Below are 16,889 nucleotides of genomic sequence, written 5' to 3'. Positions count from 1 at the left end.
AGCGGGCAAAACGCCCGCGTGCAATGCCCGCAAGGGCCAAAAACCAAAGGATGACGGTCGGCTTCACGACCTGAACACCTCTACATCGCCGACACGTCGCAAATTCAGCTGCTTGTTCAGCGTAGCCCTTGGTTGGCTTGACCGCCCGGAGAAAGAAACGGACCTTCGGCACTTTGATTGGTTTCGCGTAGTCGCCTTGACGAGAAAAGCGCGCCTCCGCCGTCCATCCATCTACACGTTCGGGAAAAATCTCAACGAAGAAAGGTTTGATCGAGTACATCATGCGCTCCGGCGGTCTTTCGCCTACCGTACGCCACGCATCCCGTCGTCATTTGATCTGGGTCATACAAGCTGTCGCGTACCCTCTCTCGGACGGGAATGAATTTCAGTGCGCCCAGCTAGCACCGGTGCGCGAACATGCAAGCATGACCTGGATCAATATGCGCGGGCCGTGCGGTTCTACGATGAATCCCAAGTCGAGAGAGAGTACGCGACAACGTGGATGAGGCGCCAAATCATGAATCGCTACCTGCATCTTGGGCCTGAAAGAACGGAACGTAATGCGCCGACCGCCGAGGAAATCCTGCAGGACACGCAGAGTTTCTCACTGGTTCTGGGCGGCCCGCTCTATCAGCTTTTGCGCCGCACGCACATGGCCGACGATGCGCTGGCGTTGGTGCGCCAGCGGGTTCTCGTCATCTCGCTGTTGGCCTGGCTGCCGCTACTGATGCTCGCTGCTGTGGGCGGGCATTTGCTAGGCAACCGTGTGGCGCTACCGTTCCTGCTGGACCTGGAAGTTCACATCCGCTTCCTCGTCGCAGTGCCCCTTTTGATCATCGCCGAGCTGGTTGTGCATCGGCGGCTGCGCCCGATCGCGCAGGCCTTCCTCGAACGCAAGATCATTCCGGAAGCGTCCGTCGCGCGGTTCGATGAAGCTGTCAGGTCGGCATTCCGTCTGCGCAATTCTGTGGCCGCCGAACTGATGCTGATCGCTCTTGTGTACGGTGTGGGTGTCCTTGTGGTGTGGCGCCAATACATCGCATTGCAAACGACGTCGACGTGGTACGCAGTACCCACTGCCAATGGCTTGACGCTTTCGCTCGCTGGATTCTGGTATGCCTTTGTGAGCGTCCCACTGTTTCAGTTCCTGTTGATCCGCTGGTATTTCCGGATCTTTATCTGGGCACGGTTTCTCTGGCAGGTGTCGCGCATCGAACTGAGCCTTGTTCCCACTCATCCTGATCGCGTCGGCGGTCTGGGATTTCTCGCCAACACCGTCTATGCGTTCATGGCCCTGCTGGCCGCGCACGGCGCGATGCTTGCGGCCCAGTTCGCGAACCGCATTTTCTTCGCCGGGGCCGCCCTCACGGAATTCAAGGTCGAGACTGCATCGATGGTTCTCTTCCTGTTGTGTCTGGTCTTCGGTCCCTTACTGGTGTTCGCGCCTCAACTGGCCCAGGCGAAGCGAACAGGCCTGAGTGAATACGGTGCTCTGGCCGAACAGTACGTGCGTGAATTCGACGCCAAGTGGCTGCGGGGCGGCTCGTCTGGCGGTGAGGCGTTGGTGGGCAGCGGTGACATTCAATCGCTTGCGGACCTCGCCAACAGTTTCGACGTGGTCCGAACCATGCGTATCGCTCCCATTACCAAGGAAGCCATCCTTCGCCTCGCAGCCGCGGTACTTGTGCCGATCGTGCCGTTGGCCCTGACGATGATGTCGTTGGAAGATCTGGTGAAAAGACTGTTCGGCCTGGTGTTCTAGAAGTTGCCCTGCTTTGCGCAATGACCGCCAAAGATCCTGCAGAGCCAACTGGAAACCCGGGAGTCGCCACGCAGTCTGATCGATTCGCGTCAAACGAATCGCGGTCCAAGCGTCCGTCGTTCGTCCGCGGGAATCGGGCGTCAAGCCAAGGAGACGATATCCGCACCCGCGAGCTCGAGCTCGCGGTAAATCCGCCCCAACTGCTCCCGCTCGCACAGGCGGGTTCCCTCAGTGAGCAACGACGCCGAAGCGGCCGCCACCGCATAGCGCAAGGTTTCGTCAAACGTCATGCCGCGATTGAGTGACCAAACCATTGCGGCGAGGAAGCTATCTCCCGCGCCGATCGAACTCGAAACCGGTACCGCAACTCCAGGCACGCGCAGCGCACGATCCGCAGTGACGACGAGTGCCCCGTGTTCGCCGAGCGTGAGCGCGACGATCGCCGCGCCGCCGTCACGCACGACCTTGCGTGCGGCGGCGAGCCGCTGCCCATCGTCTTCGAGCTCGCGGCCTGCCAACGTGCAAAGTTCCGACAGGCTCGGTTTGACCAGAAAAACCCCAGCCGCCAGCGCCGCGGCAAGCGGCGCCCCGGAGGTGTCGAGCACGACGCGGGTGTCGTGTTCCCGTGCAATCCTTGCGACGCGGGCGTAGATGTCGTCGGGGACGCCCGGCGGCACGCTGCCGCTGAGTACGAGGTAGCGTGGCACTACGGCGAGCTCACCGATGTGCCGCAGGCAGGCCTGCCATTCCGCCTCGGCGAGCACGGGCCCGGGTAACACGAAGCGGAACTCGCGCCCGGACGAGGTCTCCCGGACGCAGAAGCTTTCACGGGTCTCGCCGGCGATGCCGATACAAGTGGCGTGCACCCCTTCCGCTTCGATCATCGCGCTCAGCGTCAGGCCAGGCGGACCGCCCGCCATATAGAGCGCCTCGCAGTCGCCACCTAGCCGATGTATCACGCGCGCGACGTTGATCCCACCGCCGCCAGGATCTCGCCGCGCCGCGCTGCAACGAAGCTTGCGCGTGTCGACGATTCTATCGACCGAGGTCGCGACGTCGACCGCTGGGTTCAGTGTCAGAGTGAGGATCTCGGGCATCTGGCATCTCCGGTCGCGCCGGGGCGTCTTCAACCCGTTCAGGCCGTCGCCGCCGGCGAAGCCACGCGAGCTTCCGCACTTGCCACTGCGCGCTTGACCGCAATGAAGCTGTCCGGGCTCACCGACATCGAATCGATCGCACAGTCGACGAGAAACACCGCGAATTCCGGGTGATCGCTCGGCGCCTGACCGCACAGACCAACCTTCGCGCCTGCCCGATGCGCGTCGTCGATCACCCGACGGATCATCCATTCGACGGCTTCGTCCTGCTCGTCGAACAGTGGCGCCAGCTCCGCCGAGTCACGATCGACACCGAGCGTCAATTGCGTGAGATCGTTGCTGCCGATCGAAAAGCCGTCGAAACGCTGCGCGAATTGGCGCGCAAGAATCACGTTCGACGGAACCTCGCACATCACGTATACCTGCAGTCCGTCCTGCCCGCGCCGCAAGCCATTCTGCGCCATGACTTCGAGCACCTGATCGGCTTCGCAAACCGTGCGACAGAACGGAATCATCACCACGACGTTACGCAGCCCCATTTCTTCACGCAGCCGCCGGATCGCCCTGCACTCCAATGCAAAACCTTCGCGATAGCTTGGCGAGTAATAGCGCGAAGCGCCACGGAACCCCAGCATCGGATTTTCCTCGTGCGGCTCGAACGCCTGGCCGCCGATCAGATGCGCGTATTCGTTGGTCTTGAAGTCGCTCATGCGTATGATCGCCGGCCGCGGGTACTGGACCGCGGCAATGCGGCCGAGTCCACGCGCAAGCCGATCCACGAAATACTCCGCCTTGTCCGGGTACCCTGCCGTCAGTTCCTCGATGCGCTGCTTCGCGGTCGCGTCCGCGAGCTCATCAAATCGCACGAGCGCCATCGGATGAATCTTGATGTCGTTGCTTACGACGAACTCCATGCGCACGAGACCGACGCCGTCAGCCGGCAAGCGCCACCAACGGAAGGCGGCCGCGGGATTGGCCAGATTGAGCATCACGTGGGTGCGCGTTTGCGGGATCGATCGGAAATCGATCTCCTCCACGTCGAACGCGGCCGTGCCCTCGTATACGAAACCTTCGTCGCCTTCCGCGCACGACACCGTCACTTCCTGTTCGTCGTGCAGCAGATGCGTGGCGTTGCCGGTACCGACGATCGCGGGCAGCCCCAGTTCCCGGCTCACGATGGCCGCGTGCGAAGTGCGCCCGCCGTGGTCCGTGATGATCGCGGCGGCGCGACGCATCACCGGCACCCAGTCGGGGTCGGTGGTGGGCGTCACGAGAACCGCGCCGTCGACGAAACGGTGCATGTCGCTCGGATGCTCGATCACGCAAACCGCGCCGGCCGCGATCGCTTCACCCACGCTGACGCCGCGCAAAAGACGGCGCCCCGCCTCGCGCAGCCGGTAGTTCCTGACCGAACTCGCTTCCCGGCGCGACTGCACCGTTTCGGGACGCGCCTGCACGATGAACATCTCACCGGTCGCGCCGTCTTTCGCCCATTCGATGTCCATCGGCCGCCCGTAGTGAGCCTCGATCGCGCAGGCCGAGCGCGACAGGGACAGGATCTCGGCATCGTCAAGCACGAATGCGGCGCGCTCGGCTTTGGAGGTCGGCACGTTCTTCGTCGGATGAGGTCCGTTTTTCGCGTAGATCATCTTGCGGGCCTTCTCCCCGCGCTTTTTGCCGACGATCGGTGAATACCCGCGTTCAGCCAGCAGCGGCTTGAACACCTCGTACTCGTCCGGATCGACCGCGCCCTGCACGACGTTCTCGCCAAGGCCCCAGGCCGCATTGATCAGCACAATCTTGTCGAACCCGGTCTCTGTGTCGATCGTAAACATCACGCCCGCGCCGCCGAGATCCGAGCGCACCATCCGTTGCACGCCGATCGACAGTGCAACCTGCAAATGGTCGAAGCCCTTCGCCGTTCGATACGCGATGGCCCGGTCGGTAAACAGCGACGCGTAGCAGCGCCGGCAGGCATCGAGCAGCGCCCGCTCGCCGCGCACGTTGAGAAAAGTTTCCTGCTGGCCGGCAAAGCTCGCGTCGGGAAGATCCTCGGCTGTGGCGCTCGAACGTACCGCGACGTCAGCGTCAGCGCCGCCGCTGCGCTCGCCGAGCGTTCGATATGCGGCACAGACGGCCTGCGCGAGTTCGGTCGGCCAGTCGCCATGCACGATGGCCGCGCGGATCGCCTCCCCGGCTTCGGCGAGCGTGAGGCGCCCTTGCGCGAGGTCCTCGAGACGCGCCGAAATTTGCTCACGCAGACGATTGGCGTCGATAAAGCGCCAATAGGCCTGCGCCGTGGTCGCGAATCCCGGCGGAACCCGAACGCCATGCCCGTCCAGCTGGGACAATAGTTCCCCAAGCGACGCGTTCTTGCCTCCAACGCTTGCGACGTCCTCGCGTCGCAAGTCCTCGAACCAGATCACCTGCGCGACAGCTTGATCCATGTTGTGCTCCTTGCCCCGACCATTTGCCGCGCCGTGGGCGCGCGCGTGCGCGGCGCGACGTCCCGGCCGCAGCAGGGCTCTTACTAGATGCTGATATAGCCCTGGAAAGTCCACGGCAGCTGCATTTGCGCCTGCCTCGCCGATTCGCCGCCGCATTCGAAGCACGTGCCCGAGAACCCTGGGGCGCCATCCGACGAGAAGACCGGCACGAAAGCGAACTCATCGTTCACCGTGATCAGAAAATCGCGGTTGTAGCGAGATGGCGCGAAGATCGTCACGGAGCGAAAGAACTGCGACGTCTGGAACGGGCGGTCGAGGTCGATCCCACGCGCTCCGGAGGCGCGGCCCAAATCGAACCGCGCGGGAATCTCGTACTCGAGACCGCCCCGTTCGACCCGCTCACCTGGCGTGAACACGAGCGTCGCGCCGGGATACGGAAGAGTGTGTATCTGCTGAGGGGCCGGCCCTTCCGGTCCGAGAATCAGTGGCGGGTAGGCCCACATCGACAGAGCCAACGATGCTGTTTTCTGCGAAAAAAACCCTGCAAGCCAGTTCATGCGATTCTCCAACGCGACCGTATCGATCTCCGACAATCGGAAGCTATGTCATGCAGCTGTCGGTCGCATCGCTGCATCCATTCAGGCTCACTGTAGGCGGTCCCGCGCATGGCTCATTGATGTGGGTCAATCGCGCAAGGCGGAACGACGCGCAACGAGCCATCGTGATGACCCACGCTACACAACTCGACGCGGTGTGCCCGCACATCAGAGATTCGAGCAGGACTGTTCCGATGCCGCTGACCGCTGCCTGATTTCGAACCGCACGCGAGATCAAGACCGCAGAAGTCCATTCCGGCAAACCGCAACGTGTCAGTGTGTAACGACTTCATAGCCGTCGGCCGCGACCTTCCACGTCGTCACGCGTTGCAGTCTTTCGAAACGATGAATGGCGCCGGAAATCGCAGCCTCCTGCGCGGCGCCGTCATAGCAGACGCGCATGACCTCGCAGTGATGTGGAAAGCCGCGGTGGTCGAGGATCTCCTTGTAGAACACGACTTCGACGCGGGGCACATCCGTGAGCGCGGCGCCGCTCCGCGCGAGCGACGCGTTGCGCGAGCGGGCGTTGATACGATGACAGCGCCTGTTCCTGCCGCTACACGCCGACTCGGCCTCGCAGTTCGAATCACAACCGGCAAGCCGGCGCTTGTCACGTCGTTCAAGTTTCTTCGCCATGGCAGTGCTCCCCCATCTTTTTGCGGCTCGTCGCAACAAACCCCTTCCGCGCAAAGAGCGCTGGGCGCACATAAAGTGTGTCGCGATATGAAGCAATTTAGACGTCTCGCTCCGGGCCCCGTTGACGCACGTCAACCGGATCACGTCAACGAGCCGGTGCTTTCGTGCAAGCTGATCGGCGATTTACCAGTACTACCTGAACGGTTAATTCAATGTTGCGATTCGGGCGCAAGAATTGCATTCCCTGCCCGTCCAGGCGGGTAATAGATGCTATAAAGTGAATGAGCTTTGTTGCTCGTCGGCGGTACTCTTCGCACAGCCGGAGATCGAATGGAATCGTCCAAGCAATTGAACAGCCCCACGCACGAGCTATTCCGCCAGGTCGTCGAAGCGGCCCCCAACGCGATGGTGATGGCGGACCGGGACGGCCGGATTGTGCTCGTCAACGCGCAGGCGGAGAAGATGTTTGGTTATCTGCGAGACGAACTGGTCGGCCATAGCGTCGATATGCTCGTGCCCGAGCGTTTTCGTTCGGCGCATCCTCAGTATCGCCGCATGTTCTACGGCAACCTCAGCAGCAGGCCGATGGGCACCGGACGCGATCTTTTCGCGCTCAGAAAGGACGGCTCCGAAGTCCTTGTGGAGATCGGACTCAATCCGGTCACGACCCCGGAGGAAGTCTTTGTGCTGGCCGCGATCGTCGATATTACGGAACGCAAGCGCGCCGAGCAGGAACTTATCAGGCGTACCGAAGAACTCGCGCGTTCCAACCATGATCTCGAGCAATTCGCCTACGTCGCGTCGCACGACCTTCAGGAGCCGTTGCGCGCCGTCGCCGGGCCTCTTCAGCTGCTACAGCGCCGCTATCACGGGCAACTGGATGCCCGCGCGGACGAATTCATCGCACATGCGGTAGATGGTGCGACGCGCATGCAGAAGCTCATCGAGGATCTGCTTGCGTACTCGCGCGTCGGAAGGTCAGGCGCCACCCAGGAACTGGTCAACTGCACAACGGCTCTCGACCAGGCGCTCAAAAGTCTGAGCGTCGTGCTGCAGGAATCTCACGCGCAGATCAATCGCGATGCGCTCCCCGTGGTCATGGGCATTCCGACGCAACTCGCTCTGCTGTTCCAGAACCTCATCGGCAACGCGATCAAATTCCGGCGACTCGATCAACCGGTACGGATCGACATCGGCGCCCGCCGTGAAGGAGACGAATGGATCGTCTCGGTCAAGGACAACGGAATAGGTATCGAGTCGCAATACTTCGAACGCATTTTCATGATTTTCCAGCGCCTGCATTCGCGTGCCGAATACCCCGGCACGGGAATCGGCCTCGCGCTATGCAAGCGTATCGTCGAACAGCATGGCGGCCGCATCTGGGTGGAATCCGGGCCAGACGGCGGATCGACCTTCTTTTTCACGCTGAATGCGAAGTTGGATGGCGGCGCTCGAACGTAATGTCCGCCCGAGGAGACGCCAATGCAGTCACAGGTTACGAGCAATCCCGTACACATCCTTCTGGTCGAAGACAGTCCTACCGACGTGTTGATGACGCGCGAAGCGCTCGAGGACCAGGAGGTGCTCAATCCGTTGCACGTCGTGCAGGACGGCGCCGAAGCCATGGATTTCCTGCACCGCAGCGGTCGGCATCACGACGCGCCCCGTCCCGGCCTGATCATTCTCGATCTCAATCTGCCGAAAAAGAGCGGCCGGGAAGTCCTTGAGGAACTGAAAGCCGATCCCGATCTGATGAGTATTCCCGTCATCGTGCTCACCACGTCGAGATCGGAGGAAGACGTTGCAAAAACGTACGGATTACATGCCAATTGCTACGTCACCAAGCCAGTCGACTTTACGATGTTCGTCGATGTCCTGCGCCGAATCAACGACTTCTGGTTCAGCGTCGTGACATTGCCGCCGGCCAAGCCATGAATACGCCCCAGCATCTGCGAATTCTTCTTGTCGAAGATAGTCCGACCGATGCCCTTTTGATCGGGGAGGCGCTTGCCGATGTGGACGATTTCCAGCACGACCTCGTGCATGTGGAACGTCTTGCGGACGCCATTTCTCGCTGTGTGGCCATTCGCTTCGACATCGTACTTCTCGATCTGGGTTTGCCCGACGCGCACGGAATCTCCACGTTCAGGACCTTTCGCGATCGGGTGCCGGAGTTGCCCGTGCTGGTATTCACCGGCCTCGACGACAAGTCGGTTGGCCTTCTGGCAATCCAGTACGGCGCGCAAGACTATCTGGCCAAGCGTGACATCGACCCGTCGGCACTGAGCCGCGCGATCCGCTACGCGATCGAGCGCCATCGCATCGCGCATGCGCTGGAGGAGAGCGAAGAGCGCTTTCAGTTGGCCGTCAGCGGTGCAAGCGCGGGGCTATGGGACTGGGATCCGCAATCCGGTGCAACCTGGCTTTCCCCCTATTTCAAGAAAATCCTCGGCTATGAGCCAGATGAGTTTCCCGACGATTCCGGGACGGTTCTCGACGCCATTCATCCTGCCGACCGCGGACGCGTCAACACCTGCCTCGCCGCGCATCTCGAACAGATGCGCCCCTACGACGTCGAATATCGCATGCGGACAAAGTCCGGTGAATACTGCTGGGTCCATGCGCGCGGGCAGGCGTTGTGGAATCAGTTCGGGCAACCCTATCGCATGCTGGGCTGGATCATCGATGTCACGGAACGCAGGCTCGCCGAGGAGGCCCTGCGTGCCTCCCGCGAAGAACTCCAGCGACTGTCGGCAGGCATCCAGCAGGCGCGCGAGGACGAAAAAGCCCGGATCGCGCGCGAATTGCATGACGATTTCGGCCAGCAGCTCGTCGCGCTGAAGATTGCGTGCGCGAGGCTCGATGCGTCGATCACGCGTAGCGATAGCCCGGCAGGCGCGGCCGACCTCGCCAACGTCTATAGACTCATCGATCAGCTGGTCGTGTCAGTAAGGCGCATCGCCACCGATCTGCGGCCGGCGATGCTCGACGATCTGGGCCTGATCCCAGCCCTCGAATGGCTCGTCAACCGGTTTTCGGAGCGGCATGGCGTGCGCGTCTCGCGTCGCATTGCCGACAACATCGCTTTCAACGACGACAGCGCCACAGCCGTGTTCCGGATCGTTCAGGAAGCACTGACGAACGTCGCCCGGCATGCGCGAGCGACCGAAGTGGTGCTTGAAATCCTGCGCAAGGAACCGCATTGCGTCGTTCACATTGCAGACAACGGCTGCGGCAGCGCGCCGGACCAACGGCCCGCAGCGGACTCGTTCGGCCTGCTGGGAATCCGCGAGCGCGCGTGGGCCCTTCGCGGTGACCTGCAGATCCGCACGGCGCCGGATCAGGGCTTTGCGATCACGGTCTCGTTGCCGCTCGACACCATTGAAGCCCGCAGTGGAAGAAATTGACGGACGTCGTGTTCGAACAGAGTCTCTGCATGGCTTAGGGACGCAATTGTGGCGCGTCGCATGCTCACACGACGACAGAACAATTCGCGTCGGACAGCATCCGCGACGTGATGAACGCGAATCGAGAAACTCGCGAGCATTCCCGATATCAGCGCAGCGCGCATCGAGGCAGATTGCGGACAGCGCTGACTGACAGGCCCAGTTCAATCGCCTGTCGAATGTTTAGGGTTTGTCTTCAGCGCCTTGATTTCGTCGAGCAGATCGAGCGCGAGCGCGATGCCCGGAGCGTTGATCTGAAGATCTCGAGCCAGCCGGAAAGCCGTTCGCGCACGACACAGCGAAGCGCCGCTGAACCGCCAATCCCGTGGGCCGGCGCCTTTCGGCTCGAAAACGCCTTCAGCAACCCAAAGGCTGATTTCTGCTGCCGATGCGCCAGTTATCCGACTCATGTCGATCAGCGTGAATCGGGAAGGAAATCACTGCAAAGCCGGACAGGATGAACAGCGCACGGACGAGGAAGAAATTCAGCGCGAACCGTACCCCCATCACTCGTGAACCGCGTTTGCGGTTGATGTGCATAAACGCTTTGCGCGGCGCGCGGCGCACCGGTCTGGCCGTCGACCCATGCGCTACACGGCGATCGTCCGCGTGGTCTTCAACGCGATCCAGGTCATGCCTTCGCGCAGCCCTTCGAGCACCGCTTCGCGCTCACTGGCGAAGATTTTCGCGTGGTGGAAGCTATGTTCGAAGTCGCCGTCCGGCGACGCATGCCGTACATGGATGGTCGATTGGAAGCCGCCGTCGTGCGCCGCATCCGTCTGGACGCTCACGGACCAAGTGCCTTGCTGCTCGTTTGCCGATAGGGTCATCGAAGACTCCTTGAGTTTTGACGAGCGAATCCTGATCACGCGAGCGCGCCGCGACTGGCCACAGGTCATTCGACAACCAGATCGTCGACGACCGCGCGCACGCCGGGCGCGCTCCATGCCACACCACGCGCGACCGCGCGTTCCGCGCACGATCCAACTTTGCCGGTCAGCGTGACCGTACCATCCTTGACGTGGATGCCGATGTGCTTGACTTCGCGCTGCGCGTGACGCTGCATCGCTGCGGCGATCTTGCCGACGATGTCCTCGGACACGGCCCGGCTGCGCACTTCGATAGCGTTGGTCATGCCGCGCAGGCCACGCATATGACCAACTGCACGCGCGACGATCTGGCGCTGATAGGCCCAATCCACCGAGCCAGTCAACGTGACCCAGCCCTTTTCCACCTGGACCTTTACCGAATCGTCAGGCACGACGACGCTCCAGTGCAGAATCGCGCGGACGGCGTTGGCCAGTTCTTCGTCGCCGTGTTCGTGGTGCTTCGGCAACCGGACCTGCATTTCGACGACCACGGCCTTGACACCGGCGACGCGTTGCGCGGCTTTCTCGGCCGCGAGTTTCTCTGCGAAGCTCGGTGGATGACCGGAAAGCGTCACGACACGGTTTGTCACTTCGACACCGATATCTGTCGCAGTGACGGCTGGATCCCAATCGAGTTCGTCCTCGACTTCACGCTTCAGTTGGCTGTCGGTTTTCATCACGAGTCTCTTCGGGGTGCATAGTCTTCGACGCAACGTGGCTCACGTTGTCATGACACAGGTTCGTCCTGCGGCAGCGTAAGGATTCTGACGCAGATCAACGGTGCGCGAGTTCGTCGTCGAAATCTGATCCGAAACCTTTCCACTGCTGTGCTCCTTTCCTGCAAGCTCGCCGAAGCATGACGCTCCAATTGATCGCACTGAATGCGCCGGCCTTCCTGCTCGATGCGCCTGATCCGGCCTGACAACGCCGTCAACGCGCTTCCCGAACCCGAAAAGATCACGGCTGGCCCCGGAAAGGCGCAACGTGATCGTCGTGCGCGTGGCGCTAACTGCTGTTGCGCGCCCGCCCTGCCAAACTATCCGGCGACGGTTTCGTGCTTGTCCTCTTCGCGAATCAGCAACACTGGACACCGCGCGAAGCGCATAATCTGCTCCGCCACGCTGCCGATCACCAGTCGGAACCAGGTCGCCTGCTTTGCGACGCTCAGCTGCAGCTACCGTGGCACCCTGCTGCAGCGAAGCTGCGCGTCAACGCGCCGGCGCCGCGGGTGCGCGGCCCGCGGCGTAACACGACGCTCGGCCCGGTACGCGGCAGGTCCGCGCGGATGATGGCCCCCTCCCTCAAAAACAGTCCGTCCGGTGAGCTACAAGCGCAAGCCCTGGCCCATTATCCGTTGCGCGGCATGGGCCGCGGCGCCCGCTTGCAGCGTCGCGAGCGGATCGGTTGAGCGGGCCAGCCCGCCATCGCCGACAGCAGCAGCTCATACGTCGGCTGCCTGCGTGCGACGACGGACTTCTGTCTCGGCCGCCCTGTCCGTCCCGGCGATCGGCGCGCCAGCGACGCTCCAGCGTCAGAAGAACCGGGCGCTCTTGCCAACACACGCATGCGGCGCGTCGGCTCGAGATACGGTGCGCAACGGTTTTTTGCACCGCCCCTGTCACATCGGCGCAAAGGCGTCGGGATACTCCAGATGATCCTTCACGGCTTTCACGCCTGGCGCGCGGGCTGCGGCGGCGAGGATCGCCTGACGCTCTTCCTCGGATCGCACCACTCCCCAGCAATGAGCGACCCCTTCCATGACTATCAGGTTGTCGGCTGCGATCGCCCAGCGGTGCCCATCGAGTTCTTTCGTAATCGCGCCGCGGATCTGCTCGTCCGACGGTTGTGCATCGAGCTGCGCGGGCGCACAGCTCGCTAGCGCGCGCACCAGACTGGCCCTGCTGACGATGCCGACGAGCTTGCCTTTGCGTAACACCGGTAGCCGCTTGATGTGCTTGCGCCCGAGCAATGCGGCGACCTCGGTAAGCGGCGCGGATTCTTCGACTGTGACAGCGGGCGCGCTCATCACGTCGCTCACCTGAATCGAACGCTCTTTCAGATACTCGACCGCAAGCTGACGCGTGGGCGCGAGGAACTCCGCGAGCCATGACCGACGCGGCGTTTCGGTGCCCATTTCGACACGCCGGAGCAGATCGCCCTCGCTGACGATGCCAATCACGCTGCCCGCGTCATCGACGACCGGCAGGCCGCTGATCCTGTTGTCGGCAAGCAGCTTGGCCGCGTCATAGACCGAGCTGTCCGGTGCAATTGAAACGACCTGGGTCGTCATGATGTCCGAGGCTTGCATGGTGATCTCCATATCGAGTGGCGAGTTGGGGCAAGACGGGACAATGTTTGGTCCGATTCGGCTTGCAGGAGTTGACCGAAATCAAGCGACCGTGCGTTGAGCAGCGCTCTGGACGGTCTTGCGTTAGCGTGCCGACGCGGACCCGGGTTGGCCGTCAGGCGGAGAAGCGCCGCGCTCAGATGCGCAAAGCCATTGCCACACCTGCGTGGCTTCCCGTTCCGCTCCGCCGATTCGTTCGTGCAGCGCTACGTCGGTGTCAATGCGTTGCGCCAACGGAGCGTTCAGCAGGCGTCGTGCGAGCGCGGCTTCTTCGTTGAGCAAACCGAACAGCGCGGCCAGATGGTTGTCGCGCGATCGCTGCTGTTCGCCAAGAAGACAAAGCGCGGAAAATGCGTGGCCCGCACGGCACCTGAACCGCATCATCCGTCGATCGCGCAGTTCGAATAGCGCGCTCGTGCACTCAGGACAGTTCAGGCCGGACGGCGCGCTCATGCGCTCGAAGAGCGCCCAGTCCGCGGTGTCGAGGATGCCCTCCGCGATGCGAGTCTCGATCCGGATGAGCTCGTCATAGTCGCCCGACACGGGCGTGTCCGGATCGTCGTTGGCGAGCCTCACGAACAGCTCTCCCATCTCCCCGAGCTTGCAGCAGTGATCGATGCAGACATGTGCGAGCCCGCTTCGCGGCATCGACGGCGCAAGCGCCTCCGATGGCTCCTGCACGACCGCGATTCCACCCCGATCCTTGATGGCCATCAAACCGGCCGTGCCATCGTCGAGATGTCCGGTCAACACCACGCCGACGACGGCCGGCCCATACACGTTGGAGGCGGAGCGAAACAGCGGGTCGATCGCCGGGCGGCAGTGATTTTCCCGTGGTCCTTGCGACAGGCGAAGATAGCCTTGCCGGACAAGCATATGGTGATCGGGAGGAGCGACATAAATGCGCCCCTTCTCAAAGATTTCGAGATTGTGCGGCTGGGTCACCGGCAGGCGTGCTGCCTTGCCCAGAATGACCGGCAGCATGCTCGGGCTAGCGGCGCCGATGTGCTGGACGATGAACACTGGCGCCGGGAAGCTGGCGGGTAACTGTCTCACCAGTTGTTGCAACGCGTCGATTCCGCCGTGTGATGCGCCTATCACAAAGATCCGGCCGCTCATGATTAGCCTTCGGTTCGAATAGAACCCCATGATCGCTGCGTGATGCCAGACCGTTGTTGATTTGCGTCAAGCCGGCAGTGGCGGCGCTCATGCTGATGTCCCACGACTATCGCGATCTGCGCTGAGGGCACAGAGCTGTCCGTTTTTCACTGCTCCGCACCGGCCAATTGCTCCGGTCACGCGCTCTTGACCTGCCTGGGGGTAACGGGCGATGCGCCGGACGTCGCGCAAGCCGCGTCACGACGCGTTGACTGAAGTCAAACGGCAGGCGCGTACGCGCCGGAATGTTCGAGACGATGCATCGACATGCGAGGGAACGCATCGCCCCACGAAATCGAGCTCTACGCGGTGCTGCCCAACGGCGTTTATCGCTATGACCCGGCGTCGCACCGGCTCGTGCTCAAGCATGCGAGCGACGCGCGCAATCTGACCGGCTATCAGGACTTCGTCGGCGACGCACCGCTCGACCTCGTGTATGTGGTCAACACGTCGCGTCTGCTGCAGATGCCGTTGCAGCAACGCGATATCTTTTCCGCCGTCGCGGCCGGCGCGATGGCGCAAAACGTCGCGCTGTATTGCGCGTCCGCTGGGCTCGGCAACGTGGTGCGGGCTGGATCAATCACCGCCAGCTTGCCGACGCGCTCAGGTTGAACGAAGACGAACTGCCGATTCTCGCGCAGACCGTTGGCCCACTCGGCACGGAGTTCAGCTTTCTCGCGGATTGAGGCTCTTGATCGGCAAAACAAAAGGCGCGCCAGTGACGGCGCGCCGTACTTCGTCGTCCAGGCTGGGTTGCTGGCTTCTAGTTGACCGTCAGGCGCTTGTGCTCGCTCGAGGCTTTTTTCGGCAGGCTCAACGACAGCACACCGTCCTTGTATTCGGCTTTCGCATTGGCCTCGTCGACCTCGCCGCCGAGCGAGAACGAGCGGCTGAACGTGCCGGAGTAACGCTCGCGACGGATCACGTGTTCGCCCTCCTTTTCCTCCTTGTTGCGCTCGACCTTCGCGTTGATCGAAACGACGCGCCCGTCGATCTGAACGTCGATATCCTTCTTGTCGACGCCCGGCAGTTCGGCTTTCACCGAATATGCACCGTCGTTTTCCGTCACGTCGATCTTCATCGATGCGAGTTCGGTGCCCTGTGTCGTCAGCATCGAGCGCATCGGCCGGAAAAATCCCTGGAACAGATCCGAAACAGGATCCGTCGAAAACGGATCAAAACGCGTCAGATTGCTCATTGCGCTCTCCTTCATATAAACAGACCATCAAATGGCCCAATTGTGTCGTTGATCCACGTCAAGCCAGGTCCAGTGCACCGACGGCTTCGCTCGCCTTTGCAGCAGTTCGTGATCCAGCACCGTCCGTCATCAAGCGCATGGCGCGTGAAACATCGTGTGTCGAGCCATCGTCGGTCAGTGGTTGCGCGCTCGCGCTGCGATCGCTTCGAGTTCTTGTTCCGCGAGATCGAACGCGCCGCGGATCGCCGCCTCGGCGTTGTCGCCGACGCAATGCGCGATGGACCTGAGTTGGTGCGCGGGAGTGGCCAAATCGAGACGCACGTCGAAATGCGGACTGGCGCGATCCGGGCGCAACGCCTCAACCGCCAGATGGCAGTTCGACACGAGCGCCCCGAACCGCGCAAGACGCACCAGCTGCACACCCGCCTCTGCTTCGAGCTGCGCGGTGCCAGCGAAGCCGAGATAGACAATCTGCATCCCGATGCCCATCCTCCCCCTCCCGCTCCGAGTATTGTCCGGACACCGAGCGCGGCACCGTCCGTGGACAGCGTCGTTCGCCGCAGGCCTATCGTGTTCCTCCGTGAAGCGGAGTCATTGACCTGCGTCAACCGCGACGAAGGACGGGGGATAAAGGTCATTTTCTTGATGTGCCCAAGCATCTCACGACGCGATGCCGCTCCCGTAGCCAGCGGTGCCGCTGTGAGAGGGCTCAGCGCTTAAACACACCCCGCGCTCATCGCCGGCAGGCATTCAACGGGCGGAAACACGTCCCACGAACCATTGCCGTGCCGGAAAAACACTATCGTCAGGGGCCGCGAAGAAATCGCGCCTTCAAGCCTGACGTAACGCGCGCGAGTGATCGCCATGCGGCCGGTGCGCACCACATGCGCGGGGATCGCGCCGGTGGGCGCAAGCCATTTTTCGACCAGTGCCCGCAGGGGAATGATGGTGTCTTTCATGACCGCCTCCTCGATTTCGCCGACTCTGACGCCGTGGAAACGGCGTGCCGTCGAATCTATTATTGGCAACCGTGCTCGTTATCTAAATCAGCGACGGCGGAAACGCGGGTAGTCCGTGGAGACCGGTCGTAGGAATCGGCTGACCCTCGTCGGACCATCGGACGACACGATTCGTGCTCCTTCGCAGACGCACAAATTCGCGTCACGCACCCGCGATTGATCTGAGTCAATCGTGCCCCTTGCTTTGCGCAACACACTGGTTGCGACATCCGAAGCACTGTTCGAGTCATGCACGCCACCGCGCCGCCGGTCGTCGGATATCGGCAGTCGCGGTGTACCTGTCCGAGTTCACTCATTCACGTCAGCGAGAAGAC

Annotated in this window: 18 protein-coding genes and 2 pseudogenes; 6 read left to right on the top strand and 14 right to left on the bottom strand. The window is 62.1% G+C overall.

The window, feature by feature from the left end:
* Window positions 1–280 (bottom strand): hypothetical protein (locus tag ACLFKU_RS35760; protein ID WP_410852301.1); only part of this gene is annotated, 280 nt, incomplete at its 3' end.
* A gap of 237 nt (window positions 281–517) precedes the next feature.
* Between ACLFKU_RS35760 and ACLFKU_RS35755 the strand changes: the two genes are divergently transcribed.
* Entirely contained in the window at window positions 518–1,762 is a 1,245-nt protein-coding gene (locus ACLFKU_RS35755; RefSeq protein ID WP_410852300.1) for a hypothetical protein, read from the top strand.
* A 140-nt stretch (window positions 1,763–1,902) separates the two neighbouring features.
* Here the strand turns inward: ACLFKU_RS35755 and ACLFKU_RS35750 are convergent, their stop codons facing one another.
* The 4 genes from ACLFKU_RS35750 to ACLFKU_RS35735 form a co-directional block, all read right to left on the bottom strand.
* On the bottom strand, window positions 1,903–2,859 hold the full coding sequence (locus ACLFKU_RS35750; protein WP_410852299.1) for a 1-phosphofructokinase family hexose kinase: 957 nt from the start codon (window positions 2,857–2,859) through the stop codon (window positions 1,903–1,905).
* Between the two features lie 38 nt (window positions 2,860–2,897).
* Entirely contained in the window at window positions 2,898–5,306 is a 2,409-nt protein-coding gene (gene ppsA / locus ACLFKU_RS35745) for a phosphoenolpyruvate synthase (RefSeq protein WP_410852298.1), read from the bottom strand.
* An 83-nt stretch (window positions 5,307–5,389) separates the two neighbouring features.
* Complete coding sequence (locus ACLFKU_RS35740) at window positions 5,390–5,863, bottom strand: hypothetical protein (protein ID WP_410852297.1); 474 nt, start codon at window positions 5,861–5,863, stop codon at window positions 5,390–5,392.
* 312 nt (window positions 5,864–6,175) lie between these two features.
* On the bottom strand, window positions 6,176–6,538 hold the full coding sequence (locus ACLFKU_RS35735) for a hypothetical protein (RefSeq protein ID WP_368581655.1): 363 nt from the start codon (window positions 6,536–6,538) through the stop codon (window positions 6,176–6,178).
* A 366-nt stretch (window positions 6,539–6,904) separates the two neighbouring features.
* On the opposite strand from ACLFKU_RS35735, the pseudogene ACLFKU_RS35730 reads away from it, so the two are divergent.
* The 3 genes and pseudogenes from ACLFKU_RS35730 to ACLFKU_RS35720 form a co-directional block, all read left to right on the top strand.
* Window positions 6,905–7,999: pseudogene (locus ACLFKU_RS35730) on the top strand (sensor histidine kinase); the annotation flags it as partial.
* Between the two features lie 21 nt (window positions 8,000–8,020).
* Window positions 8,021–8,473 carry a response regulator gene (locus ACLFKU_RS35725; RefSeq protein ID WP_410852296.1) on the top strand — a complete coding sequence of 151 codons (453 nt, stop codon included), beginning with the start codon at window positions 8,021–8,023 and terminating at the stop codon, window positions 8,471–8,473.
* Window positions 8,470–9,945, top strand: coding sequence for a PAS domain-containing protein (locus ACLFKU_RS35720; RefSeq protein ID WP_410852295.1), 1,476 nt, complete (start codon window positions 8,470–8,472; stop codon window positions 9,943–9,945). The genes ACLFKU_RS35725 and ACLFKU_RS35720 overlap by 4 nt, the downstream gene beginning before the upstream one ends.
* Window positions 9,946–10,148: 203 nt before the next feature.
* Here the strand turns inward: ACLFKU_RS35720 and ACLFKU_RS35715 are convergent, their stop codons facing one another.
* From ACLFKU_RS35715 to ACLFKU_RS35700, 4 genes are all read right to left on the bottom strand, one after another.
* Complete coding sequence (locus ACLFKU_RS35715) at window positions 10,149–10,394, bottom strand: chaperone modulator CbpM (RefSeq protein WP_410852294.1); 246 nt, start codon at window positions 10,392–10,394, stop codon at window positions 10,149–10,151.
* Complete coding sequence (locus ACLFKU_RS35710) at window positions 10,342–10,524, bottom strand: hypothetical protein (protein ID WP_410852302.1); 183 nt, start codon at window positions 10,522–10,524, stop codon at window positions 10,342–10,344. The genes ACLFKU_RS35715 and ACLFKU_RS35710 overlap by 53 nt, the downstream gene beginning before the upstream one ends.
* Window positions 10,525–10,574: 50 nt before the next feature.
* Window positions 10,575–10,814 (bottom strand): hypothetical protein, encoded by a 240-nt coding sequence (locus ACLFKU_RS35705; protein ID WP_410852293.1) that lies wholly within the window; start codon window positions 10,812–10,814, stop codon window positions 10,575–10,577.
* A 65-nt stretch (window positions 10,815–10,879) separates the two neighbouring features.
* The gene (locus ACLFKU_RS35700) at window positions 10,880–11,530 is read right to left on the bottom strand and encodes a BON domain-containing protein (protein ID WP_410852292.1); all 651 of its coding nucleotides are present in this window, start codon (window positions 11,528–11,530) and stop codon (window positions 10,880–10,882) included.
* A 377-nt stretch (window positions 11,531–11,907) separates the two neighbouring features.
* Between ACLFKU_RS35700 and ACLFKU_RS35695 the strand changes: the two genes are divergently transcribed.
* Window positions 11,908–12,261: a hypothetical protein gene (locus ACLFKU_RS35695; RefSeq protein WP_410852291.1), complete on the top strand. Its 354-nt coding sequence runs from the start codon at window positions 11,908–11,910 to the stop codon at window positions 12,259–12,261.
* A 210-nt stretch (window positions 12,262–12,471) separates the two neighbouring features.
* On the opposite strand, the gene ACLFKU_RS35690 is transcribed toward ACLFKU_RS35695, so the two are convergent.
* Window positions 12,472–13,161, bottom strand: coding sequence for a CBS domain-containing protein (locus ACLFKU_RS35690; RefSeq protein WP_410852290.1), 690 nt, complete (start codon window positions 13,159–13,161; stop codon window positions 12,472–12,474).
* Window positions 13,162–13,284: 123 nt separating this feature from the next.
* Window positions 13,285–14,319, bottom strand: a complete 1,035-nt coding sequence (locus tag ACLFKU_RS35685; protein ID WP_410852289.1) for a chemotaxis protein CheB — start codon at window positions 14,317–14,319, stop codon at window positions 13,285–13,287.
* A gap of 327 nt (window positions 14,320–14,646) precedes the next feature.
* Between ACLFKU_RS35685 and ACLFKU_RS35680 the strand changes: the two are divergent.
* A pseudogene (locus tag ACLFKU_RS35680) lies at window positions 14,647–15,044 on the top strand (nitroreductase family protein); the annotation flags it as partial.
* Window positions 15,045–15,121: 77 nt separating this feature from the next.
* On the opposite strand, the gene ACLFKU_RS35675 reads toward ACLFKU_RS35680, so the two are convergent.
* From ACLFKU_RS35675 to ACLFKU_RS35665, 3 genes are all read right to left on the bottom strand, one after another.
* Window positions 15,122–15,556 (bottom strand): Hsp20/alpha crystallin family protein, encoded by a 435-nt coding sequence (locus ACLFKU_RS35675; RefSeq protein ID WP_410852288.1) that lies wholly within the window; start codon window positions 15,554–15,556, stop codon window positions 15,122–15,124.
* A gap of 174 nt (window positions 15,557–15,730) precedes the next feature.
* Entirely contained in the window at window positions 15,731–16,045 is a 315-nt protein-coding gene (locus ACLFKU_RS35670) for a hypothetical protein (protein WP_410852287.1), read from the bottom strand.
* Between the two features lie 227 nt (window positions 16,046–16,272).
* Window positions 16,273–16,515 (bottom strand): hypothetical protein, encoded by a 243-nt coding sequence (locus tag ACLFKU_RS35665; RefSeq protein ID WP_410852286.1) that lies wholly within the window; start codon window positions 16,513–16,515, stop codon window positions 16,273–16,275.
* Between the last annotated feature and the right edge of the window lie 374 nt (window positions 16,516–16,889).

Origin of the sequence: Paraburkholderia sp. EG304, from assembly GCF_046543485.1 — a bacterium.
Taxonomy (GTDB): Bacteria; Pseudomonadota; Gammaproteobacteria; order Burkholderiales; family Burkholderiaceae; genus Paraburkholderia; species Paraburkholderia youngii.
Note: the sequence above shows the minus strand (reverse complement) of the source record. Positions and strands in the feature narration are given on the sequence as shown.

Bases quoted from the DNA above. Each gene is read 5' to 3' on its own strand.
- ACLFKU_RS35675 (WP_410852288.1), bottom strand. From the start codon at position 15,556: ATGAGCAATCTGACGCGTTTTGATCCGTTTTCGACGGATCCTGTTTCG.
- ACLFKU_RS35755 (WP_410852300.1), top strand. From the start codon at position 518: ATGAATCGCTACCTGCATCTTGGGCCTGAAAGAACGGAACGTAATGCG.
- ACLFKU_RS35705 (WP_410852293.1), bottom strand. From the start codon at position 10,814: ATGACCCTATCGGCAAACGAGCAGCAAGGCACTTGGTCCGTGAGCGTC.
- ACLFKU_RS35750 (WP_410852299.1), bottom strand. From the start codon at position 2,859: ATGCCCGAGATCCTCACTCTGACACTGAACCCAGCGGTCGACGTCGCG.
- ACLFKU_RS35670 (WP_410852287.1), bottom strand. From the start codon at position 16,045: ATGGGCATCGGGATGCAGATTGTCTATCTCGGCTTCGCTGGCACCGCG.
- ACLFKU_RS35710 (WP_410852302.1), bottom strand. From the start codon at position 10,524: ATGCACATCAACCGCAAACGCGGTTCACGAGTGATGGGGGTACGGTTC.
- ACLFKU_RS35685 (WP_410852289.1), bottom strand. From the start codon at position 14,319: ATGAGCGGCCGGATCTTTGTGATAGGCGCATCACACGGCGGAATCGAC.
- ACLFKU_RS35690 (WP_410852290.1), bottom strand. From the start codon at position 13,161: ATGCAAGCCTCGGACATCATGACGACCCAGGTCGTTTCAATTGCACCG.
- ACLFKU_RS35720 (WP_410852295.1), top strand. From the start codon at position 8,470: ATGAATACGCCCCAGCATCTGCGAATTCTTCTTGTCGAAGATAGTCCG.
- ACLFKU_RS35725 (WP_410852296.1), top strand. From the start codon at position 8,021: ATGCAGTCACAGGTTACGAGCAATCCCGTACACATCCTTCTGGTCGAA.
- ppsA (WP_410852298.1), bottom strand. From the start codon at position 5,306: ATGGATCAAGCTGTCGCGCAGGTGATCTGGTTCGAGGACTTGCGACGC.
- ACLFKU_RS35740 (WP_410852297.1), bottom strand. From the start codon at position 5,863: ATGAACTGGCTTGCAGGGTTTTTTTCGCAGAAAACAGCATCGTTGGCT.
- ACLFKU_RS35735 (WP_368581655.1), bottom strand. From the start codon at position 6,538: ATGGCGAAGAAACTTGAACGACGTGACAAGCGCCGGCTTGCCGGTTGT.
- ACLFKU_RS35665 (WP_410852286.1), bottom strand. From the start codon at position 16,515: ATGAAAGACACCATCATTCCCCTGCGGGCACTGGTCGAAAAATGGCTT.
- ACLFKU_RS35715 (WP_410852294.1), bottom strand. From the start codon at position 10,394: ATGAGTCGGATAACTGGCGCATCGGCAGCAGAAATCAGCCTTTGGGTT.
- ACLFKU_RS35700 (WP_410852292.1), bottom strand. From the start codon at position 11,530: ATGAAAACCGACAGCCAACTGAAGCGTGAAGTCGAGGACGAACTCGAT.